This window comes from Streptomyces sp. 2-1, assembly GCF_048564895.1.
In the GTDB taxonomy this organism is placed as follows: Bacteria; Actinomycetota; Actinomycetes; order Streptomycetales; family Streptomycetaceae; genus Streptomyces; species Streptomyces phaeochromogenes.
The window spans coordinates 237,262-262,445 of the sequence record NZ_CP183383.1; the positions used below are offsets into that span (position 1 = coordinate 237,262).

Consider the following 25,184-nt stretch of genomic DNA (forward strand, 5'->3'; position numbering starts at 1 on the left):
TTCAGCGTCCAGGATCCGGTGCGCCGCAGTGGGGTGAGTCTGAGGGACACGAACAGGAAGGTGCATCCATGGACCGGGACAGTCAGCTATCCAGCGAAGGCCGATTCGATCGGGTCGTTCGGGCCGCGGTCGAGGCGGGACTCACCGGGGCCGCGCATCCGGTGGCCGGGTTCATCGACATCGACGGGGTGCACACGACGGTCGGCGAACTGCAGAGCGCGTTCGAAGGGGTCACGGTTCTGCACGCCTTTGCCGCGAAGGCATGCCCGCTCGTCCCGGTGCTGCGGTTGCTGGCAGCCAGAGGGCTCGGCTGCGAGGTGGCCAGCCCGGGCGAACTGGCACAGGCTCTTGCTGCGGGGTTTCCTGCCGAACGCATCGTTCTGGACTCGCCGGCCAAGACGCGCGCAGAACTGGCCGAGGCGCTCGAACTCGGAGTGGCGGTGAACGCGGACAATCTCGACGAGCTCAAGCGGATCGACGAACTGGTCACGCCACAGACGGCTTCCGTCCTGGGAATCCGCGTCAACCCCCAGGTGGGAGCAGGGTCGATCAGTGCGATGAGTACGGCCTCCGCCAGTTCGAAATTCGGTGTCCCGCTCGCCGATCCCGACATGCGCGACGAAGTGGTGTCGGCATTTGCCGCCCGACCCTGGCTCACGCGCCTGCACGTGCACGTCGGCTCGCAGGGCTGCCCGCTGGAACTCATCGCCGAGGGCGTGCGCGCGGCGTATGAACTCGCCGAAGAGATCAACGCCGCCGTCGGGCGGCGCCAGGTAATCAGCCTGGACATCGGCGGAGGCCTGCCGGTCAACTTCGACGACGACTCGGTCCGCCCCAGCTACACGGAGTACGTAGCGGTGCTGCGGGCGCGCGTGCCCGAACTCTTCAGCGGCCGCTACTCGCTCGTCACCGAGTTCGGTCGGTCCCTGCTGGCAAAGAACGGCTTCATCGCCGCGCTGGTCGAATACACCAAGGACGCCGGCGGGCGGCGCATCGCCATCACCCATGCCGGCGCGCAGACCGCGACGCGCACCGTGTTCATGCCTCAGGCGTGGCCGCTGCGAGTAGAGGCCTACGATGCCGGCGGCCGACGCCGCCGCGGCCGCGAACTGGTCCAGGACGTGGCCGGGCCATGCTGTTTCGCCGGCGACGTCGTGGCCCACGGCCGCGAGCTGCCGGAGCTGACGGAAGGCGACCTGGTGGTCCTGCGCGACACCGGCGCCTACTACTTCTCGTCCCACTTCTCCTACAACAGCCTGCCCCGCCCGGCCGTACACGGATTCAGCAGTGCCGGTGACGGCACGGTCTTCGTCCCCATCCGCACCGCCCAGTCCACGGCGGAAGTCGTCGCAGAGGCAGGCGCGGAACACCGCGACGCCCTCCTGGCCCTCAGCGCCGAGGACCGCTGAAGTCACCTCGAGCACCACACTCCGCGCGTGGCCCCACGGGCCGGTCCCTCGCCTCGCGCCGGGACCGGGCCGGCATGCACAGCGCCGCGGCACACCGGCCGCCGCTTCCGCCGGTGCGCCACGCACCGAGCCAGGAGCCGCCAGCACAGCTGGATACGCCCGAACGCGACTGTCCAGGATCGCGCGCTCCTGCCCGATGTACCTCCCTGAACTGGTCGCTACTGCAAGCACAGACCGAGCAAAGGATGACCATGCGTGTCTTCACCGCCGGGATCGGCACCGAGACGAACACCTTCTCGCCCCTGCCCACCGGGATGGACGCCTTCCACGAGCACGGCTACTTTCCCGCAGGAACGCATCCGGAGCACATGACCCGGTACTCCGCCCCCATGACGGTGGCCAAACGACGGGCCCACCAGGAAGGGTGGACGATCCTCGATGGGGTCTTCGCCAACACCCACCCCGCAGGCCTGGTCTCCCGCGAGGCCTACGAGGGCCTGCGCGACGAGCTCCTGGCGGACCTGGGGCGCAGTCTGCCCGTCGACGTGGTTCTCCTCGGCCTCCACGGCGCCATGGTCGCCGACGGCTACGACGACTGCGAGGGCGACATCATCACGCGGGTACGAGAGGTGGCCGGTCCGGATGCAATGATCGGATGCGAACTCGATCCGCACGCACACCTGAGTGACGCCATGGTGGCCAACGCCGACGTCCTGATCGCTTACAAGGAGTATCCGCACTCGGACATCGAGGACCGGGCCGTGGAGCTCGTCGACCTGTGTGCAAAAACGTTCGCCGGGGAGATCCGGCCGGTTCCCGCCGTCATCGACACCGACATGGTCATCCCCCTGCACACCTCCCGCGAGCCGGGCCTCTCGTACGTCGCCCGGATGAAGGCCCTGGAAGGACAGGGCGGCGTGCTCTCCGTGTCCACCATCCAGGGCTTCGCCACAGGAGACGTACCGGACATGGGAACGAAGGTCCTCGTCTACACGGACGCAGACCTGCCGACGGCTCATAAGACGGCACAGCAACTGGCAGACGAACTGATCTCCCTGCGGGAAGAGTTCCTCGTCCGGTACCTGATGGTCGATGAAGCTCTCGACGCCGCGCTGAGTCAGCGCCCCAGGCCCGCCATCCTCGCTGACCGCTCCGACAACCCTGGAAGCGGCGCAGCCGGAGACTCCACCTTCATCCTGCAGCGGCTGATCGAACGAGGAATCACCAATGTGGCCCTCGGACCACTGTGGGACCCGATGGCGGTGCAGACCGCCTTCGCAGCCGGCGTGGGCGCGCGATTGCCGCTGCGCGTCGGCGGCAAGACCAGCCCCATGTCAGGAAGCCCCGTCGACGAGGTCTTCCAGGTGAAGGCGCTGCGCCGCAAGCACACGGAGACCAATCAAACAGGAGAGCCTCTGTCGGTCGGGGACGCCGCCCTGGTGGAAGCCAACGGTATCGAGTGCGTGCTCACATCCGAGCGGGCACAGGCCCTGAACATCGATCTGTTCACCGGACTGGGGTGCACCCTCGATGACAAGGCCGTAGTGGTCGTCAAGTCCGCCCATCACTTCTACAAGTCGTTCTCGCAGCTCTCGCCCCACGCCTTGTATGTCGGTGCGCCTGGTTCGGCGACTCCCCGGTGGAGCGATCTGACGTATCAAAAGGCGAGGCTTCCCAAGTGGCCGATCTCTGAGAAGTAAGCAGCTCCCGCACGTGCTGCTGGTCTCCCGCAGGCCTCGCCCACGCAGCACTGCCCCTCAGCAACCGACCGACGCGCCCTTTGCGGGCCCGCACACCTGGCACCGATGTCCCGGCAGGGACCGTCCGTGCCGCCCCTGGAAAGCCACTCATCCAACCGACACGGAGGCACGCCATGAGCGACTTGCACGACTGTCCGCGAACCGGTCCTACGACCGCTGTAGCGACGTCCCCCACCAAGGAGTCCGAGATGCCGCTCGGCCCGAATGACCGGTCAGAGCCCAAAGGGCGCCGCCTTGTCCCTGCGACAGCCGCTGTCGGCCTGGTTGGCTCCCTGATCGCAGGGATCGCGACGTCGCCACCGACGCTGTGGGGCCTGCTGCCAGTCGTCTTCTTCTCACTGCTCACCCTGCTGGGGATGGACATCCTCATCGCGACAGCCGTGTCGGTGATGAGCGTGCTGCTCATGCTCCTGCCGGCTCCCAGCGCCATCGGGGACATGTTCGGCGCTTCGCTCGGGGAAACCGTGACGATGATCGGCGTGATCATCATGCTCGGCGCCGGCACAGGTGAGATTCTCCGCATCACCGGTGCCGCCAACACCATCGTCAAGTCCATGCTGCGGGTGACCGGCGACAAGAGTCCCAAACGCACCATCCTCGGCATCATGCTGGTCTGCCTTGTCCTGGTCGCCGCGCTGGGCACTCTGGCGGGAGCGCTGGCCGTGGCGGCCCCGCTGCTACTCCCGGTGGCCGCCCGTCTCGGCTTCACGCGTTCCGCAACAGCAGCAATGATGTTTCTGGGCGGCTCCGCGGGCCTGGCCGTTGCCCCCTTCGCGGGAACCAACGTGGCGATCATGACCTCAGCGGGCGTCAGCTACCCGCAGTACCTGCTCTACGGTGCCGCCCCGCTGGCCGTGCTCTCTGTCATCGGCGGCATGATCGTCATCCCGTGGGTGCAACGGCGTACCGAGAACACCGGTGATGAATATGACGGCTCGGAGGTCGCCGAGACCGACGAGCCAACCCCCGGTATTCGGCGCACCCGCGCGACCGTCGCCTTCGCTGTCACCCTGGCTGTCTGCGTCGGTTACGCCATCGCTGCCGGCGCCGGAACATCGTTTCCGTTGCTCGCCCTGCCGGTGATCGCTGTCGTCACCGGTGTCGCCGGCGGCCTGCCGGTCCCTACGACAGTGCAGCACGCGATTCGGGGAGCCTCTACGCAGCTCAGGATGTTCTTCCTGTTCTGGCTGATGGCCGTCTTCTTCATGGCCATCGAACACTTGAAGCCGTTCGACGTGCTGCGCACGATGTTCAACGACGACCTCGGCTCGATGTCCCCCCTGGCATTCGTGGCAGTGACTGCCCTGCTGGGCATGCTCGGCGCTCCTGGAGCGGCAGCCGCACACGTGGTCCTTCTCGACCAGGTCTTCGGTGACCTCGCGACCAGCATCGGCGTGAGCGCCAATGCCTGGGTGATCGTGCTGCTGTTCGCCTCGAAGCTGGACACATACGGTCCGTTCCCCAACGGCAACATGGTGGGAGCGATGGGCCTGGCCCGGTCGTCGAACCTGCGCAACCTGCTCGTCACGGGCGTCCTGATTCTTGTTCCGGCGACCCTGCTGTACGCCGTCATCCTGGTCTTCGAGCTGCGCTGACACAGCCGCCCTCCACGCTCGGAAAGTTGAGGCGCCCCGAGGTTCTTGGACAGCGATCCCCATAGGATCGAATATGCGGGCGTCGACCTCCGCAGTCCACTTCGCGGCCGCCGGCCAGGAAGCCACCATGGGCGCAGCCCGCCGCATCGCTGCCCTCACCCACGGGGACCGCGCGGCCTGGGAAGGCACCGCGATCTTCCACGAGCTCATCCGCGTCACGTTCGAGGACACTGACCCACTCGCCGCGCTCCCGGACGTCCTGGCTCTTGTCCACCCCGACCACCGCGGCCGCTACGCCACCGTCCTCGCGCCCGACTGGCACCCCGATCAGGCGACCGAGTTCAACGGTGCCGTCTGGCCCTGTCTGGGCTCCGCCGTCTGGGCCCTGCGCACCACCGATAGCTTCGAAGACGCGATACGCGCAGCGATAGACCTGGGCGGTGACACGGACACCGTCGCCGCGGTGACCGGAGGCCTCGAGGGGCGTATTACGGGCTGGACGCGATCCCCGCCCACTGGACCAAGCCGCTCCATGTCCCCCTCCCAGGATTCGACGGACGAGTGCTGTACCTGCCCGAACTGCTCCACCTTGCACACCGCCTCGGAGAGGGGCTGTCGATGAGACGGGTGTGATTGCCCGCAATAATGCCGTCGGGGCCGTCGCCTCGCAGCAGACGATGGCTGGTCGTCGCCCACCCCTGGAGCCTGATCACTCCTGCGGGGCGGTCGGGGCGTCGGCAGCCCCAGCAGAACCGGGCCGCCGGGCACTGCCGCGTCGAGTTGGCCGATCTTGGATTCGGCCCCGGCGAGGCTGACGCGGAGCCCATCGATCTCGCCGAGCCAGCCTTCGTGCTCGGCTTCGCTGATCCGATCCAAGAGGTTGTCGCGGATCTCCACCAGCCGGCCGCGCTGGGCGGGGTCGGGGCGTAGGAGGGGGCAGCGGCCCGACCCGACCAAACGACCCCGCCTCGTCGAGGTCATCGACAACCTCAACGCACGCATCGAGGAAGCCGAACGCGAGGGCTGGCTCGGCGAAGTCGAAGGGCTCCAGGTCAGCCTCGCCGGCGCGCCAAAGCCAAACTCGCTCAGAGCAACCAGCGAACGACCGTCACGCTCGGCATGCCCGACCTCAGCCGCATCGCCGGACGCACCGTCACAAGTAATAGACAAGGAGATCTGTGACGTCGGGACTGACTCCGAAGGTGATCAAGCGTCCCAGAGGTTGCACCAAGCATCGATCCTGCTTCTGGACGCATCAGCCCACGCATCTGCTGTTCCGCGGGTATGCGGAAGCGCATCGACCCACCGTTCCCAAAGACCGTCCCGGACAACGAACCGCTCGGCATGGCTCGTGCCCAACCGGGAGTCCAGTCGCAGCAAAGCCCCAAGGGCGGGGCCCTGGTCATACCGGCACTCCAAGTGAGGAAGATACCGATCCAAGTAGGACACCAAGATCTCCGCATCGTTTTTGCACCGAACTGGGCGAGCGCGAAGCAGTAGCCCTGACCTGCATACGTCAGCTCGCTGGCCAGCAGCAGTTCTCCAACGCGCTCCCGCCACTCACACCGTCGAGCCACCCCAACGAGCCATGCAGCGGTCAGTCGGGAACGCCATTCGTATCCGAGCAAAGCACCGATCTCCTCTGGACTCACTTGAAGAGCATCGGCTCGCAAGGCAGCAATGAACGCAGACCGCTCCGATTCTCCGAGTCGGAGAAAACCACCGCCCAGAAGTTTCAAATATCGCCGCTCATTGGAGACATAGCGGGCCACAACGTGTCCTTGGCCAATGTCTTGCGGATGCTGCACGCTCATCGCCGCATCATGGCTCATCCCCCGGAGGGCCGCCAGGACCGCCTCCGACTTAGAGGATGTCTCACGTGGCGAGTTTCGCGAGCTTCTTGTAGCAGGTGAGGGCGGCTGCGAGGCCGAGGAAGGCGAGGAAGTGAGATCCCTTTCGCTCGTACCGGACGGTGAGCCAGCGGAAGCCAGGCGATCGACCGCTCGATCTTCCAGCGGTGCCGGCCGAGCCGCTCGCTCGATTCGATCCCGGGACGCGCGATGCGCGGGACGAGCCCTCGCTCACGCAGCCAGGTGAGGTGTTCGGCGGAGAAATACGCCTTGTCCGCGCGGAGTTCGACGGGCCCACGCCGTCGCGGCCCGCGGCGGGAGCGGACGGCGGGTATACCGCGGATCAGCGGCTTCAGAGCCAGGCTGTCGTGGGTGTTCGCACCGGACACCGCGACGGCCAGCGGGATGCCCTGGGCCTCGGACAGCACATGCAGCTTGCTGCCCTTCTTTCCGCGATCGACCGGGGTCGGCCCAGTCAGCGTGCCCCCCTTGGCCCGGACCGAGGCGGGATCGACGATCGCCGAGGCCCAGTCCAGCTCGCCCCGCGCACCGAGTTCGTCCAGGACCGCCCGGTGGAGCCGACGCCACAGTCCCGCCCGGGTCCACGCGGTGAACCGGCGATGCGCGGTCGCGAGCGAGACGCCGAACGTCTCCGGCAGATGCCGCCAGGCGCACCCGCTGGTCAGCACATACACGACCGCCTTGAACACGGCCCGCTCGTCACACGGACGGTCCCGCCGCCCTGCGGACGGGAGTTGAACGACGGCAGCAACCGTGCGACCAGCTCCCACAGACCGTCAGGAACCAGCCGCTGCGACAGATCGACACCCACAAGCAGCAATGATGCCGCAGCTCACCACACGAGCACGTGAGACATCCTCTTAGAAGAGCCTGTATGAGACCGCGTTATGGGGCAGCCGCGCATTGCACACTTCGGCCGCACTCTCGCCTTACAGCAATCGTTCTTTCACTCCGGCCGCCGCTGGCGTATCACTTCACGGGCACTTTCATTCTGAACAGTTTCTCCGCATTTCGGAATGCAATCTTTTCCTTGTCTTCGCGTGGCAAATCGACTCCGCGGAACCAGTCGGTCTGTTCCTTTATGTCCGCGAACGGGTAGTCGGTTGCGAACATCACTCGATCCACGCTTATGTACTTCAGCAGGAGATCGAGCAGTTCAGTCTGGGGGAATGCGCTGGTTGTGACCCAGAAGTTGTCCTGGAAGTATTGCGCGATGGGCTTCTCGAGCGATTCTTTGGTCGGCTCGCCCATGTCATTGACGATCCGCTCGTAGTAGAAGGGAAGACCTTCGCCCATGTGGCCGATGATGATTTTCAGTTTGGGGAATCTGTCGAAAACCCCGTACGTGATCATCCGAACGCATTGGGTCAGCACCTCCTGGTGCCAGCCATATCCAGACCCACTAAAAATGTAGTCTTGGAACTCTTCCGTGTATTCAGACCGTGTGGTGCTGTAGTAGATCTTGAAGACCTCGTCAGCTGGATAGCCGGGATGCAGATAGATCGGCACATCGAGAGCAACGGCACGTGCCAGCACAGGCTCAAAATCGGGATGATCGAGATACTTCTTCGTGATGTGTCCGTTGGTCAGTGCGCCCAAGAAACCATCTTCCCGAACCGAGCGTTCCAGTTCGTCCGCCGCCGCCTCCGGGCTCTGCAAGGGCAAGGTGGCGAAAGCCTTGAAGCGGCCCGGATATTTGGCGATTGGCCCTTCTACAAGTTGCCGGTTGAGACGATAGGCAAGGTCGATGCCCCTTTGCCCAGGGACATTTTGCACGGAGGGTGTATGAGCAGAGAGGATTTGAACGTTGAGTCCCCCCTTATCCATATCGCCGATGCGGCGTTGACCTAGATCCGAAAGACCAATTTCCTCAAGGAAATCTATGTGATCCTGATTGATGGAGTTCAGCTTCAACAACGTGGGAGTCGTAAAGGTCTCCTCCGTGCCGATGAAGGACAGGTCCTGGTCCCGTCGTGAAATGTCCGAAGTCTTGTCCGAAGTCTCGTTCTCGTTCACTTCCGAGACAATGGCGTGCGTGGACAAGCCGGCACCAATGCCAAGTGCCGTGCTGGCGGTGAGAAAGCCGCGGCGTCCCATGGGCTTCATGTCAGTCCCTCTCTTCAGGCGTTTGTGTGGTGAGGTATCCGTACGGCATCCGTCTGCGAGATGTTTCAGGGGGTCTTCGCGTCCTGCTCGCGCACTGCGGCAGCGCTCAGAGAGAACGCCGTCGCCAGCGCCCTGGTGGCCGCCTCGAACCGCAACCGGCCGGGCTGCGCATTCCCTCCCCGATGGTGCTGCGTCGACTGCCATCACTAGCCTTCTACATACGGGTTGCATCGCTTATCCGCATGCCTACTTCCTACCGAGCGAACCTGAGACGAACGTTAAAGAGCTGCTCACGCGTTCTGCTAAATGATCAGTTGTGGGAGCTTCTCGAGCCGTTGCTTGCGCCGTGGCCCTATGAAGACGCCCGGTCCGCGGCCGGTGCCGGATCGGCAGTGCCTGCAGGGCATCTTGTACGTGCTGCATACCGGGATCGGCGGAGAAGACCTTCCGCAGGAACTCGGCTTCAGGTCAGGCATGACGTGCTGGCGGCGGATCAAGCGGTGGATCAACGCCGGGGTGTTCGACGATCTGCATCGGATCCTGCTTGCCCAGCTGAACGCGGCAAACGAGATCGACTGGTCCCGGGCGGTGATCGACGGCAGCCACATCGACACGAAAAAAGAGGGTCCCGGACCTTGAGTTCGCCCCCATTTCTAGCCCCCACGTGAGCGGAGTCGAGGACCACGCGCGAGACGTCGATGAGGCCGGCGTCATCGACTCGATGCACCTCCTCGCGTCGCGCCGCACCACTGGCGGCCCTCGTCGACCGCACCACGGACGCCACCGGCCACACCCTCGTCTACGAGTGCGCCTTGATCCGGAACCCGCCGGCTCCGGATCAAGGCGCACCTCCCGCACGACGCAGCCCGCGCAGACGTGGAGAACCGCATCGACAAGACCGCGACGCTCACCAAGGAGAGTGCGTTCTTCGCCTTCCCGTTGGCCCTGGACAACCCCGTAGTGCACACGGAGGCCACAGGCGGCGTCTTCGGCACCGTCCGGGAGACCGTGCCGGGGTCTGCCACCCACATGCGGGTGATCCGGCGCTGGATCCGCCTGAGTGACGACACCCATCACGCCGCGCTGGCAATGGCCGGCGCCCCGCTCGTCCAACTCGGCGGAATCGTGATTCCCTACGCGCCCTACCCGCAGTCGCTCCCGCAAGAGGAACCGGGCACCGTGTTCTCCTGGGTGCACAGCAACATCTGGGACACGAACTTCCCCGCCCGGCAGGCGTTCCACCACACGTTCCGCTACAGCATCGCCATCACAGAGGCCGACGAGAAGGCCGCAGGGCCCATCGACCAGCTGGCGGCGCGCACCGCCGCCGTCACCAGCCATCCGCTGATGCCAGTCCGCGCCCGCGCCGAAACCCGGGCCGGACTACCAGCACAGACACGGTTCCTGACCCTGGACCACCCCCTGGTACGGCTCGTGGGCCTGACCGTCCCGAGCGAGGGACAGCTCATGATCCGCCTGCAGTCCCTGGCGGACGCCCCGGTCACCTGCCGCATCAGCACTCCGCTCGTCGTCGGCGCAGCCTTCCGTACCAACTGTCTTGGTTTGACACCGCATGAGATCGGTATCGAACCGGAGGGCACCGTGCCGGCGCTGGGCACGGTGGCGGTCGTCCTCCACCTGGACTCGTCCGAAGAGTGACTCCTCACGGCATGGAGGCTTCGATGTCGTGGCATTGGCCCTCGAAGACTCCGACAGCATGCTCGGAGCGCTGCGTCGGCGGGCCGCGGAGCGCTCCGAGCGAGACGGTCAGAACGAACAGGTGTCCATCCAGCGCGTGACCAGGGACGGATTGTTCTTGTCCGGATCACGTACGGGGCCACACAGGAACGGGCTGAAGCGCGTGTCGGCACGCAGCCAGAGGCTGAGGAACGACACGATCCACTTACCCTGCTTGGCCTTGTTGCCTGAGCCCGTCATCGGGCACAGGTGGTCGCCCGGAACCTCGATGTAGAGCTTCTCTGCCTGGGACATGGAGTTGTACCAGGGCACCGCGTAGTCGTTGCCGTGGGCGACAGGGTCGCTTTGGCAGGTCAGGAAGAACGTGGGCTCGGTGACTGCGGAGAAGTTCGTGTCCGGGTAGTACGGGGCCGTGGGCACGCCCGCCCGGAAGCGCGCGTCGTCCCGGAGGGCCGCCATGACACCACCGCCGCCCATCGAGTGACCGACCGCCCCGAGTGCGCCGCTGACCCTCCCGGACAGCGGGTTGCCGGCTGCGTTGCCGAGCGCGATCAGCTGGGTGCCGGCGGCGGTGATCTGGCGGCCGCGCGATGCGGGATCGTCGGTGAGAGTGTTGGTGCCGACGTTGATGACGACGAAGCCCCAGGAGGCGAGGCGGGGTGCGAGCCACTGCAGGTTCTGCTGTGTGCCCTGATACCCGGGCATCAGTACGACGCCCGGGTACGAGCCGCTGTCCGTGGGGTACGTGACCGTGCCTGAGCCGTATCCGCTCGGGCTCGGAACGGCGTAAGTGGCGGTGGTCAGCGGCCCGTTGGCGGTCTCCAGGGAAGTGGCCGTCGGGTCCGGGATGCCGTTGCCCGGAGGAGTGCCGCCACCGGAGCCGTACACCTGAAACTCGAACAGCGAGTAGCCGTAGGTGGTGCCGCGCTGGGTACCCAGCATGCGGACGTACCGGCCGTTGCCGTTCACGTCGAGGGTCTGCACACCGCCGGTGCCGGTCGTGGTCGAGTGGACGGTGGTCCAGGCGGTGCCGTTGGTGGAGGTCTGGATCTGGAACGCGCGGGCGTACGCGGCCTCCCAGCGCAGCACTACTTGGCTGATGGTGGCAGTGGCGCCCAGATCGACGCTCAGCCACTGCGGGTCGCTGAAGGTGCTCGCCCAGCGCGTCCCGGTGTTGCCGTCCACGGCCGCCGACGCGGGAGTTGACGTGTTCTCGGTGGACGAGGCGGTCGCGGGTCTGCCCTGGGACAGCAGGTCCGCGGCGGCCGCCGGCGGGGCGGCCGCCGTCAGCAGGGCCAGTGCCAGGCCGATGGTGGTCGCGAGGGCGATCAGTGCCGTCATGGCACGGGAACAGGGCCGTAACGGCACGGCCGTGTGAAGTGAACTACTGGACGGACGCATTGCGTTACCTCCGGATTGCGGTGAGAGCGCGGTAACCGGACAGCGGGGTGCGCCTGTGCCGTGAGAGCTGCCGGAATCACCGGCAGCTCTCACGGTGCGGAAGGACAAGGAAGGGATGCCGCGTGCGGCGGCTACCGGGACTGTGCGAAGAGCCAGTCGATGACCACGTCGTTCTCATACGTCTGGGCCCATGCGAGGTGTGGGTTCACCGGTGTCGTCCCGGGCGTGTAGCTCGTGAACAGGACGTGACTGCGCATGGCACGCGCCTGCCGCAGGAGCGCCCGGGACCGGGCCTCGAAGTCCGCCTTCGGCAGATCGTTCGCCCACTCCCCCCGGCTGACCCGGGCACCGGCGGTCTCCAGCGCGTTCATCAGCGTCCAGGTGCCGGGCTTGCCGAACCGGCCCTCGCGGTACGGGACGACCGGGTCGTCGATGGAATGGTCGGCCCAGATCGGGATGTGCGTGATCCTGTCCAGGGTGGCCGCGTCGCCCCAGCCGGCCGTGGGCAGGGCGGCCGCGAACTCGTCGGGTCGCTTGGCCAGCAGGCTGTAGATACCGCGCCCGCCCGAGGACAGTCCGACGAGATAGAGCCGGGCCGTGTCCACGTTTCGGGAGTGCTCGCTCACGAAGGTGTCGATGAGTTCGATCAGAGCGGCCTGGACCTTGGCATCGGTCCAGTCCGTGCCGTCGGGTCCGTCCATGGGACGGGGCAGGGGGATCTGCGGAGAGAGCACGAAGGCGGGGTCGCGGCGCTGTCGTTCCGGTTTGGCGAACGTGACGGCGATCCGGTTGGAGGTGAGCTGGGTCATGTTGTTGTCCGCGACCTCACCACCGCCGTGCAGGGTGACGACGAGCGGGTACCGCTTGCGTGTCTGCGGGTTCCGTACGAATCCCTCGGGCCGGTACAGCCGGAAGTCCAGTTCGAAGCCCGTGGAGTCGGTGAAGGAACCGGCGGCGAAGTCGTCGACCACGGGAGTGGTGACGTTGTCGTTCCGGACCGCGAACGGACCGGACCTGAGCACTGGTTCGCCTCCCGGGGTGTGCACGTCCGCCACCTGTCTCACGGAGTAGGCGCGGTCCAGCGGAAGGGGATCGATACCCGCGGCCCGCGCGTTGGAGTCGTTCGGGTCGAGTTCGATGATCAGCCGGTCCCCCGGCCGTCCGGGGTGGGACCGGTCGTCCACTTCGGCGGTGCTGCTGGAGTAGACGCGGGTCACCGTACGAGCCGCTGACTGGCCGCCCACGGTGGCCTTCACCTGGAAGGCCGAGGGCGGGATCACCCCGCCGCGCAGGTCGATGCGGTGCGAGTACCGGAGTGCGACGGCTGTCACCAGCCAGTTGTTCCTCGGCGTCACCCGCGTCAGGAGGTCCGTCCGCAGGACCGGATTGGGTCCGGAGGCCGTCTGCCGTCCTTCGGACGAGGCTGTCGGGGTGTCGGCGACCGCTGCGGTTGCCGTGCCCACGGCCTGCGCCCCGACCGCACCTGCTGTGACTGCGAGAGCCGTGCGTCTGGTGATCCGTCTCATGGGTCCTCGTCTCGGTCGTCGGGGCACCCGGACCGGGTGCCTGGTGTGTCTGGAGGAGCTCGCTCAGCTCCGGACTCCCGGTGGCAGGCGGCGCGTTGGCGGACTGAGCAGCATGTGCGGTGGCTGCCGGGAGATGCGGCCGGCGGACACTCCGCTCAGGCCCGACGACACCGTCACAAGGGGAACGCGCCGGTCAACAGGGCGCCGGCGGTCATGACCAGGGTGGTGCCGAAGGCCCAGCGGAAGATGAAGCGCTGGTGTTCGCCCAGCGACACACCGCTCATGCCGACCAGGATGAACGTGGACGCGGTGAGTGGGCTGAGCGGGAACCCCGTGGTCATCTGGCCGAGAATGGCGGCCCTGGCGACCTCGGCCGGGTCCGTGCCGAAGCCGTGCGCGGTCTCGGCGAGCACGGGCAGGACGCCGAAGTAATAAGCGTCCGGGGTGAAGACCAGGCTCAGCGGCATGGCGGTGACGGCCACCGCGACGGGCAGGTGGGATCCGAAGGAGTCGGGGACGACGGAGACGAGCGCCTGTGCCATCTCGTCGATCATCCTGGTGCCGGTGAGGATCCCGGTGAGGACGCCGGCCGCGAAGATCATCGTGGTGACCAGGACCACGCTCTTGGCGTGCTTGTCGAGCAGCGCCTGTTGCTGTTCCCAGGTGGGGTGGTTGACCAGCACCGCGATCGCGAACCCGAGGACGAACAGCACCGGAAGCGGCATCACTTCCTGGATCAGGCAGACCACCAGGGCGACGGTGAGCAGGAGATTGAAGACGTTCAGCCAGGTCCTTCGCAGCGGCGGGACCCGGACGGTGCCGGGCCCGTCCCCGGGAGCCCGGAGGGTTTGACGCTCCCCCTCGGCCGTCGCGGGGGTGGCGTGCCGACTCGGCTCGGGTTCCGTGGTCGCCGTGAGCGTCGTCGAAGCGGCGGGTTCACGGTCGTCGCGCTCGTCGTCGTCCTCGCACCCGTCCGTCGCCGGGCCCTGCGGGGGCAGTGCGGCGAGACGGTTGCGTTCCCGGCGGCCGAGCAGGTACGAGGCCACCAGCACCCAGACGACACCGAATGCCATCGCGGGCAGCACGGGGTTGAAGACCTCGGAACTGTCCAGCTTCAGCGCCGCCATGGCGCGTACGGTCGGACCGCCCCAGGGAACCATGTTCATCACGCCCGCGCCAAGGCAGACCACTCCGGACAGCACCAGGGGGTTCATGCCGAGCTTCTTGTAGACCGGCAGCAGTGCGGAGACGGTGATGAGGAAGGTGGAGGCGCCGTCGCCGTCCAGGGCCACGCACAGGGTGAGGACGGCCGTGGCGACGGTGATCCGCAGCGGGTCGCCACGTGCCACGCGCAACAGGCCGCGGATCAGGGGGTCGAAGAGCCCGGCGTCCACCATCAGGCTGAAGTACAGGACCGCGAAGGCGATCATGATGCCGGTGGGGGCGACTTTGGACAGCCCACCGAGAATGAACTCGCCCAGATCGCCCGCGAAACCGCCGATGAGCGCCGCCAGCACCGGAAGCAGGATCAGAGCGACCAGTACCGAGGCGCGTTTGGTCATGGTGAGCACCAGGAGGACGGCGATCGTGGCGAAGCCCAGGGCTGCCAGCATGACGGCGCTCGCTTTCTCGAAGACGGCCCTCGGCGGCGATGAGCGGGACTGAACGGGGAAGGCAGGGCCGAGGCGTTACGCGAGAGTTTCGGAGCACCGGCGGATCGGTGTCCAGCATCAAACCGAGATCTGTTCATGCGTTAAGCGCATCAATGGGAGCAGGGCGCCCTATGCTCGTCGCCCATGGAGGCCACCACCCTGCGTCAACTGGCGGCGTACGCGGCCGTCGCCCGGGCCGCGAGCTTCACCGCGGCCGCCGCGGAGATGCATGTGTCCCAGTCTTCACTCAGTCGCGCGGTCGCGGATCTGGAGCGACACCTGGGCGTCCAACTACTGGAACGGGACACCCGCAACGTACAGTTGACCGCGGCGGGCCGCGAAGCCCTGCGTGTCGCCGAGCAGATCGTCACCGCTCACCAAGCGGGCATGAAGGAGCTCAGGCGATACCTGCTCGGCGAGTCGGGAACGGTCGCCGTGGCCACCCTTCCCTCCGTCGCCGCGGTACTCCTTCCGCAGGTGATCTCCGACTTCCGCGAGCGGCGCCCACAGGTGGCGGTACGACTCCTCGACGGCCTGGAGCGGTCGGTACTGGACCGGGTCCTGTCCGGCGACGCCGACTTCGCGATCACCACCGTCGGCAACCCGCCGGAGCAGTTGGAGCACCGCCCTCTGGTCCAGGACCGCTTCGTCGCGGTGCTGCCGGTAGGCCACCCGCTCGCCGACCACCACGAGATCACCTGGGACGACCTGGCTCGTCAGCCGTTCCTGGCCGTCGGGCGCGACTCGAGCGTGCGCCGGCTCACCGACGCGGCGTTCGCCCAGATCGACGCGCACGCGCTACCAGCGGCCGAGGCGGGCAGTATCGCGACCGTGGGCGGACTGGTGACCGCCGGCCTCGGGGTGTCGGCGATGCCCGCCCTGGTGCTCCCGCTGATGGGTGCCGGAGCGGTCGTCTGCCGTCCTCTGGCGGACCCCGTGGTGGACCGGCGCCTGGACATCGCGCTGCGCGCCCGGCGAACGCTCCCGACCGTGACGGAGCGGTTCCTGGAGACGCTCGAAGAGTTCCGCCTCCAGAGGCGTCCACTTCCTCCCGGGGTTTCATGGGCTTGAGGCCGCGCGCCACCCCCTCCCCAACTCATGCATTTTTCGCATTGATTGATGGCCTTCTGTTGCTCGACAGGCATTTCTCCGCTCCGGCAGTCTGAACACCACGTCGACGGCCGCACCGCACCAAAGAGGGCGACGCTGCCGGAGACCCACACGGAACGGCAGGGCAAGGGAGCTCAGCAGTGTCGGACAACGAGCGGAACACCACCGCAAGCGGGCAGTTGCGCGGGCTGAAAGTGGTCGAGTTCGCCCATGTGGTGGCCGGTCCACTGGCGGGCTCGATGCTCGCCGACCAAGGGGCCGACGTCGTACACGTAGAACCCCCCGGCGCCGGAGACGCAGCCCGCGCGATGGGGCCTCAACGTGACGGTGTTCCCCTGTGGTTCAAGGTCGCCGGCCGCAACAAACGCTCAGTCACCCTCGATCTGCACCACGAGACCGGCCGACTCGTCGCCCACCGGCTCGTCGCCTGGGCGGACGTCGTCATCGTCACCCTGCGCGCAGGACGCCTGCGCAGCTGGGGACTCGACTGGGACTCCGTACACCGGATCAACCCCCGGGCCGTGCTGCTGCAGATCTCCGGCTTCGGCGCCACATCGTCACAGGCGGACGCGCCCGGCTTCGGAAAGGTGGGTGAGGCGCGCAGCGGAGTCGTCCACCTGACCGGCTTTCCCGACGGCCCGCCCGTGCACACCGGCTTCTCGCACGGCGACGCCGTGACCGGCCTGATGGGCGCCTACGCCGTCCTCGCCGCCCTCCACCGCCGCGACCACGACCCGGGCTTCGACGGCGAGTGGATCGACCTCGCACTCTTCGAATCCCTGTTCCGCCTCGTCGAGTGGCAGGTCATCGTCCACGACCAGTTGGGGCAGGTACCCGAACGCTCCGGCAACCAGTTGGCAGTCGCCCCGGGGGCCGTGATCAACACCTACCGCTCCCGCGACGGCGAGTGGATCACGGTGACCTCCGCCACCCTGCGATCGGTCCGCAACATCGCCCGCCTGCTGGGACTCCCCGAGAAGGAGTTCACCACCGCTAAGCAACAGTACGACCGACGCGAACAGTTGGACGAGAACCTGCGCAACTGGGTGGCGGAGCGCGTCACCGCCGAGTGCCTGGAGGAGTTCGCCCGTGCCGAAGTCGTGGCCTCACGGGTGTTCGACGCCGCGGACATCGCAGCCGACCCGGTGTACGCCGAACGCGAAGACATCGTCACCGTCGACGACCCCGATCTCGGCCCGGTACGTATGCAGGCGGTGATCCCGCATTTCCGGCAGCGCCCCGGCCGGGTCTGGCGGACGGGACCCTCCCTCGGGCAGGACAACCACCTGGTCTACGGACAGTGGCTCGGACTCAGCGCGGACGAACTGGCCGATCTGGAGAAGAGCGATGTCATCTAAGGAGTCCTCGAAGAACCCTGTCGAGGTGGACACGGGAGTGGTCGACCGGCCCCCGCTGCGCTCCCTGCTCTTCGTCCCCGGCACCAGAACCGACTGGCTGCCCAAGGCCCGGGCGGCGGGCGCCGACGCGGCCATCCTCGACCTGGAGGACGCGGTGCCCACCGCGGACAAGCTCGCCGCCCGCGCGCAGGTGGCGGACGCCCTCGAACGGGCCGCCGCCATGCCGGCCGAGCAGGCGGGACGGATGGCGCTGTTCGTCCGTGTCAACCCACTGGACGACTGGGCCGGGGCTGAGGAACTGCGGGCCGTCGTACAGGCCGGACTTGCCGGGATCGTCCTTCCCAAGGTCCGCTCCGTCCAGGACGTGCAGCTCGCCGACCGGCTGCTGGTCTGGTGCGAACAGGAACAGGGCCTCCCGCCGGGACGGGTCGCACTGGTGCCCCTGCTGGAGACTGCTCGTGGCCTGCGCGAGGCCTACGACATCGCCCGGGCCGCCGCGCGCATCGCCTACATGGGCGCTCTCAGCGCCCCCGGCGGCGACGTAGAACGCGCCGTCGGCTACCGCTGGAGCCCAGAGGGAACCGAAACGGTCGCACTGCGCTCCCGCGTACTGCTGGACGCCAGGGCAGCCGGAGCGCCATGCCCGGTCAGCGGACTGTGGACGCGGGTCGGCGACCTGCCAGGGCTTCGCACCTTCGCCGAACAGAACCGCTCCCTCGGCTACGAGGGCATGATGGCGATCCATCCCTCCCATGTCCCCGTGATCAACGAGGTGTTCTCGCCCAGCTCAGCCGAACTCGCCCGCTGCGCGGAGCTGATCGCGGCGGTCGAGTCGGCACAGAGAGAAGGGACGGGCGCCGTGACCTTCCAAGGCGAGATGGTCGACGAGGCCATGGCACGCACGGCCCGCATTGTTCTTGAACGACACGGAGCATGAGCCTAGGCAGTTGTGTACGGCCCTCGTGAGCGGCGCCACGAGGGCCGCCAGGGATCCGACGTTGGGTAGCCCGCTGCAGACAGGCACCAGCTGACTCAGAGCGTCGGCAAGTCCGATGTCTTCCACCGCCCGTCCCAAGTGCCCGCTGATGCGCGTGAAACTGCCTCCCACCTGGTCATCCGGTTCGTACTCGAAGGCGTGGCGACCGGCATGCTGCGCGACAATATCTCGGAGAGCGATCGGCTGCACTGCCTTGATCGCATCGATCACCCGCTCGCCAACGCCGCCGGCGCCATCGTCGCGGGCCGTCTGTCCTGCTCCGACGCCATGCCGACCGAGGCCGAGCAGTGGGGAGGGGGCCCGGCCGTGACGCGGTTCAATGGCGGCCATGATGCGTAGAACGTCATCCACCACCGTCGCCGCCGTTGTCGTCGTTGTCGTGTTCACTGCTCTCATGTCGTGTTCCCCGGATCCTTCGGACGGCTCCCCTGCCGAGGGCCGGCCCAGTGGATCCGGCTCTGGGGCACCGGAGTCGGACCCCAGGCCGACTTCCACAGCGTCGGCCACGCTGTCGCCTTCGCCAACCGGGCCGTGCGCTGACGGGACGTGTGAGATCGAGGTCGCTGTGGGGGACGTCGTAACAGTGCCGGAAAAGTACGGCTTGGGTCCGATCGAGGTCACGGCGATCACCGGCGGTGAGGTCGAGATGGTCGCGCCGCTGACTGGGTCGGGCTACAGCGTTTCAGGCTGTTCCGGGGGCGGCGGTGTGTCCTCGAAGGGCAGCGGCGGTGTAGGGCTCAGCTGCGGCGAGGGACCCGCCGCGACCATCAACGACGCCATGAGCCTGAAGGTCGTCGAGATCCGCGACGCCGGCGCCGTCCTTCGTATCGAACCCGCTGGGTGACGTACGACTCGGCCCTCGGGGCAGGGTTCCGTACAAGGGTGCCGGTCACGCGGGAACGGTGCCGGGAGGGCTGGATGCCGGCGGCGCCGACGAGTGCGACGGCAGTCCGATGAGGCCCGGTCAGTGGTGCGAGCCGGTAGCGGTGAATCCCTCAGTTACGGCGAGGAAACCTAGAGAACCGACTGTTGCGGGACATGAGGTCGTTGACGCGTGATCAAGTCCTACCTGCGTCGCGCCAGTTGTTGGAAGACCGCGGTGCGCCTGGACGTTGCCTCCAGATATGAAGATCAGCGAAGCTTCCAGAGCCAGCGGTGCGAGCCCGCGGTCATTGCGACACTACGAAGATGAGGGCTTGATCGTCCCCGGTCGTTTCAGCAATGGGTTCCGCGACTACTGCCAGTCCACTGTCGACCGGGTGCTCGTCATCCGCTCGCTGCTGGAGTCCGGACTGCCCGTGCGGTTGATCAAGGAGGCTCTGCCCTGCACCACTGACGAATCCGATGGCGGCACGGATGTGGTGCACGCGGAGTTCCTGCGCGAGGTGCAGAGCCATCGTGATCGCCTCTCTGCGCGTATCGCCGTTCTCAGCGATCAGCGGGCGGCGCTCGATGCCTACCTGCTCGATGCCTACCTGCAGGAGGCTCGGCGCACTGGCCCATGACCCGCCACTTGACCTTGACGCAAGTGTGAGACTCCTACGTTTCGTTCATGGAGATCATCGAGCAGCAGCGCGGCGCCGGACAGGCGGTACGAGCACTGGTCCAGCGGTCGCAACAGGGACCGAAGGACCTGGCCCTCACGACCGATCAACGCCGGCCCACCCCGGGGCCCGGCGAGTACCTGATCCGTGTAGGCGCCGCCGGGGTCAACTTCGCTGACGCCATGCAGACTCATGGCACTTACGAAGGAGGCCCGCAGGCCCCCTATGTGGCGGGCTTCGAAGCCGGCGGCGAGATCGTGGGCATCGGCCCGGACGTCGAGAACCCGCTTCCGCTCGGCACCCACATCGTCGGAGCCGGACCGGGCGCCTTCGCGCAGTACATGACGATGCCGGCCGCTGGTGTACTCCCCGTGCCCTCCGGTTGGAGCGACGCCGAAGCCCTCGGCTTGGTGCTGAACTGGGCCACCGCATTGGCGGCACTGAAGCCGTTGGGCGAGATCAAGACGGGTGAGGTGGTGCTCGTTCACGCAGCGGCCGGAGGCGTGGGGCAGGCTGCCGTCCGCCTCGCCCGCCACTATGGTGCACGTGTGATCGCCACGGCGTCACCGGCCAAACACGACACCGTCAAAGCGCTCGGTGCCGACGAAGTCCTGGACAGCACGCGCCCCGACCTGGCCGAGGAGATCACCCGCCTGACTGGCGGGGTCGACCTGGTCCTGGAATCGGTGGGACAGGCCACGTTCGAGGTGAGTCTGTCGATCACCAAACCCTTCACCGGACGCGTCGTCGTGTTCGGTGCCGCCTCCGGCGATGCCACCGTGACCACGCACGACCTGGTCTTCAAGCACCAGGTCCAGCTCAAGGGCCTGCACATCGGCGCGCTGGCGACCGCAGTACCGTCCCTCTACCAGTCGTTGCTCATCGAGATCGACGCACTCATCGCTCACGGCGTGTACCCGCCCGGCACCCCACAGGTGCACCCCCTGGCCGAGGGGCCGTCAGTGCTGCGCCAACTCGAAGCCGGGCAGACCCGCGGCAAGCACGCCCTCGATCCCTGGCGCTGAGAATGCCTGTGCCCGACCGCAACGCACCCCTGTGCCCCGAGGGGCGGCCGCGCCTCATCCGACGTTGCCGCGACCGCCCGATCGCTCACGTGGCGGCCGAGACGGGCATCTCCCGCTCGTACACGTCGAATTGGGGCAACCGCTTCCGTCGCTGTGGTGAACTCGGTCTGGTCGACCGTTCCTCAGCACCCCAACACCGGCCGCCCTCGACCAACGCGGACATCGTGGCCAGGATCGAGGCACTCCGACGCATCGAGAAGTGGTCGGCGTCCCGGATCACATTTGAGCTCGAGGGTGAAGGAGTCTCGCGCAGTCGCCGCACCGTCTCGTCGACGCCGTAGAGCCCTGCGACCGTGCGCTCGTTGAGAAAGGACTCGTCTGCTGCCACGCGGTAGCCCTCGGTGTCGCGCATGAACAGTTCCATGGTGACCCAGAAGGGCCCGCCGTCCGGCTCCCGATGCGGGCCCAACTCCGGTCCGGTCGTGATGCGCACGCGCATGCCAACGCGCACGGGCGGGGACGCGGTCACGGCCGTGGAAGCGCCCTCGGCGCGGACACTCGGTGCCACGCGGCCCACGGGCCACTACTGCACGGCCCGCCCCCGTACGGCCTCATGCTCTCTCCCGGCGCACAGGAGGCGGCGGCGTAGCCACGTTGCGACAGCGTCACCTAATTGTTATGGCGGATGACAAATAGCGTCTCCCGCACTCTGGCGCACCGGTTCCGGACCGCCGTAAGTTCCCGCTCACAACATTCAGCCGGGCGCATCACCCGACACCCGGCAATTCCCCCGAGAGCGCGCTTCTCGCCTTCCTTCTCACCACCCTCGTACGTCCGGTCGTCCGGCCGTAACACCAGAAAGGACCCTGCCCATGCGCAAGGGACTCCTCTTCACCGCCGCCTCGGTGGCACTGGTCAGCTCGCTCACTGCCTGCGGCGACTCCTCGTCGGACAACAGTGACTCCGGCTCCGACGCCAAGCCGAAGATCGGTGTGATCCTCCCGGACAGCAAGTCCTCGGCCCGCTGGGAGACCGCGGACCGCAAGTACCTCTCCGAGGCGTTCAAGGCTGCCGGCGTCGAGTTCGACATCCAGAACGCCCAGGGCGACAAGCAGGAGTTCCAGACCATCGCGGACCAGATGATCACCAGCGGCGTGAACGTCCTGGTGATCGTGAACCTGGACAGCGGCACGGGCAAGGCAGTTCTGGACAAGGCCAAAGGGCAGGGCGTCGCCACGATCGACTACGACCGGCTCACCCTCGGCGGCTCCGCCCAGTACTACGTGAGCTTCGACAACACCGCGGTCGGCAAGCTGCAGGGCGAGGGTCTCAGCAAGTGCCTGAGCGACATGAAGGCCAAGAAGCCCATCGTCGCCACGCTCAACGGCTCCCCGACGGACAACAACGCCACTCTCTTCGCCGAGGGCTACAACGGCGTCCTCGACCCGAAGTACGCGTCGGGCGACTATGTGAAGGGCCCCAACCAGTCCGTCCCGGACTGGGACAACGCCCAGGCCGGCACCATCTTCGAGCAGATGCTCACCAGCGAGCCCAAGATCGGTGGCGTGCTCGCCGCCAACGACGGTCTCGGCAACGCGGCCATCGCCGTCCTACGCAAGCAGAACCGCAACGGCGAGGTCCCGGTCACCGGCCAGGACGCCACTGTGCAGGGCCTGCAGAACATCCTTGCGGGCGACCAGTGCATGACCGTCTACAAGGCGGTCAAGAAGGAGGCCGACGCCACTGCCAGGCTCGCCATCTCCCTCGCCAAGGGCGAGAAGGGCGAGACGAACGCGACCGTCGAGGACCCCGAGGGCAAGCGCAAGGTCCCGTCCGTGCTGGAGACGCCGGTGGCCATCTACAAGGACAACGTCAAGGACGTCGTGGACGACGGCTTCGTCACCAAGGAAGAGCTGTGCACGGGCAAGTACGCCGCCCTGTGCGCCAAGGCCGGCATCAAGTAGCCCTGACCGGCCGGCCGGACCACTACCCCTGGTCCGGCCGGCCCGAACGCGGGTCCCGGGGCTCCCACCTCCCCGGGACCCGCGGCCTCACGACCGTAAGGAGCCGTCTTCCATGACAGCGACCCCGATCCTTCGACTGCGAGGGATCGACAAGAGCTTCGGCGCCGTGCAGGTACTGCACGACGTGTCCTTCGACGTCCACCCAGGGGAAGTGACCGCCCTCGTCGGAGACAACGGCGCAGGCAAGTCCACCCTGGTCAAGTGCATCGGCGGGATCCACCCGTTCGACGGCGGCGAGTACTGGTTCGAAGGTGAGCAGGTCCAGATGCACAGCCCACGCGAGGCGGCGGCCCTGGGCGTCGAGATCGTGTACCAGGACCTGGCGCTCTGCGACAACCTCGACATCGTCCAGAACATGTTCCTCGGCCGCGAGAAGCGCCGGGGACTCATCCTGGACGACGCGACGATGGAGGAGATGGCCGCCCAGACCCTCGACGGGCTGTCGGTACGCACCGTCAAGTCCATCCGCCAGCAGGTCTCCAGCCTCTCCGGCGGCCAGCGGCAGACCGTGGCCATCGCCAAGGCCGTGCTGTGGAACAGCAAGGTCGTCGTCCTGGACGAGCCGACCGCCGCGCTCGGTGTCGCCCAGACGGCACAGGTCCTCGAACTGGTCCGGCGACTGGCCGACAACGGTCTCGCCGTGGTCCTGATCTCGCACAACATGAACGACGTCTTCGCGGTGTCCGACCGGATCGCCGCCCTCTACCTGGGCCGGATGGCCGCCCAGGTCAGCACGTCGGACGTGACGCACTCCCAGGTCGTCGAACTCATCACGTCGGGCCGCAGCGGGGACCTCGGCCTCGCCCACAGCAACGGAGTCACCGCATGACCGCCGCAGTCGCCCCCGAGAAGCCGGAACTGCCACGCGGTCCCGGTATGCCGAAGGAGAACGGAGCGGCCGGAGCCACGAGTCTGCGCTCGGTCGCCCGGAACTACGTCGATCGGGTACGCGGCGGCGAGTTGGGCGCCCTGCCCGCCGTACTCGGCCTGATCGTCCTGTGCGTGTTCTTCGCCGTCCTGCGCCCGGTCTTCCTGTCCGAGCTGAACTTCGCCAACCTGCTGACCCAGGGCGCGGGCAGCATCGCGATCGCCATGGGCCTGGTCTTCGTCCTCCTCCTCGGCGAGATCGACCTGTCCGCGGGGTACGCCAGCGGGGTCTGCGCCGCCGTCCTGGCCATCCTGCTCACCGACCACGGATGGCCCTGGTACGGCGCGGCCGGCGCGGCGATCCTCACCGGCACGTTCATCGGTCTGATGCTCGGCCTTCTGGTGGCGAAGGTCGGCATCCCCTCCTTCGTGGTCACCCTGGCCGCCTTCCTGGGGTTCCAGGGCATCGTGCTGATGCTGCTCAAGGAAGGCACCAACATCTCGATCCGGGACGAGACGATCCTGGCCGTCGCCAACAACAACCTCTCCCCCGCGCTGGGTTGGGTACTGCTCGCCGTCAGTGTCGGGGTGTACGCGGCGATCCAGCTCCGGCAGAACCGAAACCGCCGGCGGCGCCGGCTCGCCCCCGCTCCACTCACCCTGCTCGCAGTCAGGATCGGCGGATTGGCGGTGCTCGGTGCGATCGCCGTCCACCTGCTCAACCAGGAGCGCAGCCGCAACGTCATCGTCGACTCACTCAAGGGTGTGCCGATCGTGGTGCCGGTCATCGCCGTCCTGCTCGTCGCCGGTACGTTCCTGCTCCAGCGCACCTCGTTCGGCCTGCACATCTACGCGGTGGGCGGCAACGCCGAGGCGGCCCGCCGGGCCGGCATCAACGTGGCAGCCATCCGGATCTCCGCGTTCGTCATCTGCTCGTCCCTGGCCGCGGTCGGCGGCATCATCGCCGCGTCCCGGGGCAACTCGGTCGACCCCAACACCGGTGGCAGCAACGTGCTACTGCTGGCGGTCGGCGCCGCCGTGATCGGCGGGACAAGCCTGTTCGGCGGGCGGGGCAGGGTCGTTGACGCCGTGCTCGGCGGCATGGTGGTCGCGGTCATCCAGAACGGCATGGGCCTGATGGGGTACAGCTCAGGGGTCAAGTACGCTGTCACGGGTTCGGTTCTGCTGGTGGCCGCAGGCGTGGATGCGCTGTCCCGTCGCCGGGCCGTACAACGATGAGG

Annotated in this window: 20 protein-coding genes and 6 pseudogenes; 18 read left to right on the forward strand and 8 right to left on the reverse strand. The window is 67.3% G+C overall.

Going from position 1 to position 25,184, the window contains the following annotated elements; genetic code table 11:
- The first annotated feature begins 68 nt into the window (after positions 1 to 68).
- From ACN20J_RS01140 to ACN20J_RS01160, 5 genes and pseudogenes are all read left to right on the forward strand, one after another.
- Positions 69 to 1,409: a diaminopimelate decarboxylase gene (locus ACN20J_RS01140; protein WP_419664879.1), complete on the forward strand. Its 1,341-nt coding sequence runs from the start codon at positions 69 to 71 to the stop codon at positions 1,407 to 1,409.
- Positions 1,410 to 1,660: 251 nt separating this feature from the next.
- Positions 1,661 to 3,109, forward strand: a complete 1,449-nt coding sequence (locus tag ACN20J_RS01145; RefSeq protein ID WP_419664880.1) for a M81 family metallopeptidase — start codon at positions 1,661 to 1,663, stop codon at positions 3,107 to 3,109.
- Positions 3,110 to 3,357: 248 nt separating this feature from the next.
- On the forward strand, positions 3,358 to 4,764 hold the full coding sequence (locus ACN20J_RS01150) for a Na+/H+ antiporter NhaC family protein (protein WP_419664881.1): 1,407 nt from the start codon (positions 3,358 to 3,360) through the stop codon (positions 4,762 to 4,764).
- A gap of 64 nt (positions 4,765 to 4,828) precedes the next feature.
- A pseudogene (locus tag ACN20J_RS01155) lies at positions 4,829 to 5,397 on the forward strand (ADP-ribosylglycohydrolase family protein); the annotation flags it as partial.
- Positions 5,398 to 5,694, forward strand: a complete 297-nt coding sequence (locus ACN20J_RS01160; protein WP_419664882.1) for a hypothetical protein — start codon at positions 5,398 to 5,400, stop codon at positions 5,692 to 5,694. It begins immediately after the preceding pseudogene.
- A gap of 276 nt (positions 5,695 to 5,970) precedes the next feature.
- Here ACN20J_RS01160 and ACN20J_RS01165 read toward each other — a convergent pair.
- The 3 genes and pseudogenes from ACN20J_RS01165 to ACN20J_RS01175 form a co-directional block, all read right to left on the reverse strand.
- Positions 5,971 to 6,596, reverse strand: a pseudogene (locus tag ACN20J_RS01165) (DUF6000 family protein).
- A 43-nt stretch (positions 6,597 to 6,639) separates the two neighbouring features.
- Positions 6,640 to 7,446 (reverse strand): annotated as a pseudogene (locus ACN20J_RS01170) (IS5 family transposase).
- A 158-nt stretch (positions 7,447 to 7,604) separates the two neighbouring features.
- Entirely contained in the window at positions 7,605 to 8,741 is a 1,137-nt protein-coding gene (locus tag ACN20J_RS01175; protein WP_419664883.1) for an amidohydrolase family protein, read from the reverse strand.
- Between the two features lie 354 nt (positions 8,742 to 9,095).
- On the opposite strand from ACN20J_RS01175, the gene ACN20J_RS01180 reads away from it, so the two are divergent.
- A complete protein-coding gene (locus ACN20J_RS01180) occupies positions 9,096 to 9,380 on the forward strand; it encodes a transposase (RefSeq protein ID WP_419664884.1) in 285 nt (94 codons plus the stop codon).
- Between the two features lies 1 nt (position 9,381).
- On the opposite strand, the pseudogene ACN20J_RS01185 reads toward ACN20J_RS01180, so the two are convergent.
- Positions 9,382 to 9,465, reverse strand: a pseudogene (locus tag ACN20J_RS01185) (IS5/IS1182 family transposase); the annotation flags it as partial.
- A gap of 152 nt (positions 9,466 to 9,617) precedes the next feature.
- On the opposite strand from ACN20J_RS01185, the gene ACN20J_RS01190 reads away from it, so the two are divergent.
- Entirely contained in the window at positions 9,618 to 10,400 is a 783-nt protein-coding gene (locus tag ACN20J_RS01190) for a hypothetical protein (RefSeq protein WP_419664885.1), read from the forward strand.
- 108 nt (positions 10,401 to 10,508) lie between these two features.
- On the opposite strand, the gene ACN20J_RS01195 is transcribed toward ACN20J_RS01190, so the two are convergent.
- The 3 genes from ACN20J_RS01195 to ACN20J_RS01205 form a co-directional block, all read right to left on the reverse strand.
- Complete coding sequence (locus ACN20J_RS01195) at positions 10,509 to 11,780, reverse strand: discoidin domain-containing protein (protein ID WP_419664886.1); 1,272 nt, start codon at positions 11,778 to 11,780, stop codon at positions 10,509 to 10,511.
- A 191-nt stretch (positions 11,781 to 11,971) separates the two neighbouring features.
- Entirely contained in the window at positions 11,972 to 13,366 is a 1,395-nt protein-coding gene (locus tag ACN20J_RS01200) for a prolyl oligopeptidase family serine peptidase (protein ID WP_419664887.1), read from the reverse strand.
- A 173-nt stretch (positions 13,367 to 13,539) separates the two neighbouring features.
- Positions 13,540 to 14,979 (reverse strand): CitMHS family transporter, encoded by a 1,440-nt coding sequence (locus ACN20J_RS01205; RefSeq protein WP_419664888.1) that lies wholly within the window; start codon positions 14,977 to 14,979, stop codon positions 13,540 to 13,542.
- 183 nt (positions 14,980 to 15,162) lie between these two features.
- Between ACN20J_RS01205 and ACN20J_RS01210 the strand changes: the two genes are divergently transcribed.
- From ACN20J_RS01210 to ACN20J_RS01245, 8 genes and pseudogenes are all read left to right on the forward strand, one after another.
- The gene (locus ACN20J_RS01210) at positions 15,163 to 16,089 is read left to right on the forward strand and encodes a LysR family transcriptional regulator (RefSeq protein ID WP_419664889.1); all 927 of its coding nucleotides are present in this window, start codon (positions 15,163 to 15,165) and stop codon (positions 16,087 to 16,089) included.
- Positions 16,090 to 16,268: 179 nt separating this feature from the next.
- Complete coding sequence (locus ACN20J_RS01215) at positions 16,269 to 17,486, forward strand: CaiB/BaiF CoA transferase family protein (protein WP_419664890.1); 1,218 nt, start codon at positions 16,269 to 16,271, stop codon at positions 17,484 to 17,486.
- Positions 17,476 to 18,423 carry an HpcH/HpaI aldolase/citrate lyase family protein gene (locus tag ACN20J_RS01220; protein ID WP_419664891.1) on the forward strand — a complete coding sequence of 316 codons (948 nt, stop codon included), beginning with the start codon at positions 17,476 to 17,478 and terminating at the stop codon, positions 18,421 to 18,423. Before ACN20J_RS01215 ends, ACN20J_RS01220 begins: the two co-directional genes overlap by 11 nt.
- Positions 18,424 to 18,621: 198 nt before the next feature.
- Positions 18,622 to 18,822: a hypothetical protein gene (locus tag ACN20J_RS01225; protein WP_419669101.1), complete on the forward strand. Its 201-nt coding sequence runs from the start codon at positions 18,622 to 18,624 to the stop codon at positions 18,820 to 18,822.
- Positions 18,823 to 19,048: 226 nt separating this feature from the next.
- Positions 19,049 to 19,327: a hypothetical protein gene (locus tag ACN20J_RS01230; RefSeq protein ID WP_055616895.1), complete on the forward strand. Its 279-nt coding sequence runs from the start codon at positions 19,049 to 19,051 to the stop codon at positions 19,325 to 19,327.
- A gap of 280 nt (positions 19,328 to 19,607) precedes the next feature.
- On the forward strand, positions 19,608 to 19,988 hold the full coding sequence (locus ACN20J_RS01235; RefSeq protein WP_419664892.1) for a MerR family transcriptional regulator: 381 nt from the start codon (positions 19,608 to 19,610) through the stop codon (positions 19,986 to 19,988).
- Between the two features lie 47 nt (positions 19,989 to 20,035).
- The gene (locus tag ACN20J_RS01240) at positions 20,036 to 21,052 is read left to right on the forward strand and encodes a zinc-binding dehydrogenase (RefSeq protein WP_419664893.1); all 1,017 of its coding nucleotides are present in this window, start codon (positions 20,036 to 20,038) and stop codon (positions 21,050 to 21,052) included.
- 8 nt (positions 21,053 to 21,060) lie between these two features.
- Positions 21,061 to 21,381 (forward strand): annotated as a pseudogene (locus ACN20J_RS01245) (helix-turn-helix domain-containing protein); the annotation flags it as partial.
- 53 nt (positions 21,382 to 21,434) lie between these two features.
- On the opposite strand, the pseudogene ACN20J_RS01250 reads toward ACN20J_RS01245, so the two are convergent.
- A pseudogene (locus ACN20J_RS01250) lies at positions 21,435 to 21,551 on the reverse strand (hypothetical protein); the annotation flags it as partial.
- A gap of 373 nt (positions 21,552 to 21,924) precedes the next feature.
- On the opposite strand from ACN20J_RS01250, the gene ACN20J_RS01255 reads away from it, so the two are divergent.
- From ACN20J_RS01255 to ACN20J_RS01265, 3 genes are all read left to right on the forward strand, one after another.
- A complete protein-coding gene (locus ACN20J_RS01255) occupies positions 21,925 to 23,016 on the forward strand; it encodes a sugar ABC transporter substrate-binding protein (RefSeq protein WP_361900928.1) in 1,092 nt (363 codons plus the stop codon).
- Positions 23,017 to 23,128: 112 nt separating this feature from the next.
- Positions 23,129 to 23,905 carry an ATP-binding cassette domain-containing protein gene (locus ACN20J_RS01260; RefSeq protein WP_189845438.1) on the forward strand — a complete coding sequence of 259 codons (777 nt, stop codon included), beginning with the start codon at positions 23,129 to 23,131 and terminating at the stop codon, positions 23,903 to 23,905.
- Positions 23,902 to 25,182: a sugar ABC transporter permease gene (locus tag ACN20J_RS01265; protein WP_079053474.1), complete on the forward strand. Its 1,281-nt coding sequence runs from the start codon at positions 23,902 to 23,904 to the stop codon at positions 25,180 to 25,182. The genes ACN20J_RS01260 and ACN20J_RS01265 overlap by 4 nt, the downstream gene beginning before the upstream one ends.
- Positions 25,183 to 25,184: the final 2 nt, after the last annotated feature.

Excerpts from the sequence above, each read along its gene's own strand:
- ACN20J_RS01195 (WP_419664886.1), bottom strand. The coding sequence starts at position 11,780 with ATGACGGCACTGATCGCCCTCGCGACCACCATCGGCCTGGCACTGGCC.
- ACN20J_RS01205 (WP_419664888.1), bottom strand. The coding sequence starts at position 14,979 with ATGCTGGCAGCCCTGGGCTTCGCCACGATCGCCGTCCTCCTGGTGCTC.
- ACN20J_RS01145 (WP_419664880.1), top strand. The coding sequence starts at position 1,661 with ATGCGTGTCTTCACCGCCGGGATCGGCACCGAGACGAACACCTTCTCG.
- ACN20J_RS01220 (WP_419664891.1), top strand. The coding sequence starts at position 17,476 with ATGTCATCTAAGGAGTCCTCGAAGAACCCTGTCGAGGTGGACACGGGA.
- ACN20J_RS01260 (WP_189845438.1), top strand. The coding sequence starts at position 23,129 with ATGACAGCGACCCCGATCCTTCGACTGCGAGGGATCGACAAGAGCTTC.
- ACN20J_RS01240 (WP_419664893.1), top strand. The coding sequence starts at position 20,036 with ATGGAGATCATCGAGCAGCAGCGCGGCGCCGGACAGGCGGTACGAGCA.
- ACN20J_RS01265 (WP_079053474.1), top strand. The coding sequence starts at position 23,902 with ATGACCGCCGCAGTCGCCCCCGAGAAGCCGGAACTGCCACGCGGTCCC.
- ACN20J_RS01180 (WP_419664884.1), top strand. The coding sequence starts at position 9,096 with ATGAAGACGCCCGGTCCGCGGCCGGTGCCGGATCGGCAGTGCCTGCAG.
- ACN20J_RS01235 (WP_419664892.1), top strand. The coding sequence starts at position 19,608 with ATGAAGATCAGCGAAGCTTCCAGAGCCAGCGGTGCGAGCCCGCGGTCA.
- ACN20J_RS01255 (WP_361900928.1), top strand. The coding sequence starts at position 21,925 with ATGCGCAAGGGACTCCTCTTCACCGCCGCCTCGGTGGCACTGGTCAGC.
- ACN20J_RS01175 (WP_419664883.1), bottom strand. The coding sequence starts at position 8,741 with ATGAAGCCCATGGGACGCCGCGGCTTTCTCACCGCCAGCACGGCACTT.
- ACN20J_RS01140 (WP_419664879.1), top strand. The coding sequence starts at position 69 with ATGGACCGGGACAGTCAGCTATCCAGCGAAGGCCGATTCGATCGGGTC.
- ACN20J_RS01210 (WP_419664889.1), top strand. The coding sequence starts at position 15,163 with ATGGAGGCCACCACCCTGCGTCAACTGGCGGCGTACGCGGCCGTCGCC.
- ACN20J_RS01150 (WP_419664881.1), top strand. The coding sequence starts at position 3,358 with ATGCCGCTCGGCCCGAATGACCGGTCAGAGCCCAAAGGGCGCCGCCTT.
- ACN20J_RS01200 (WP_419664887.1), bottom strand. The coding sequence starts at position 13,366 with ATGAGACGGATCACCAGACGCACGGCTCTCGCAGTCACAGCAGGTGCG.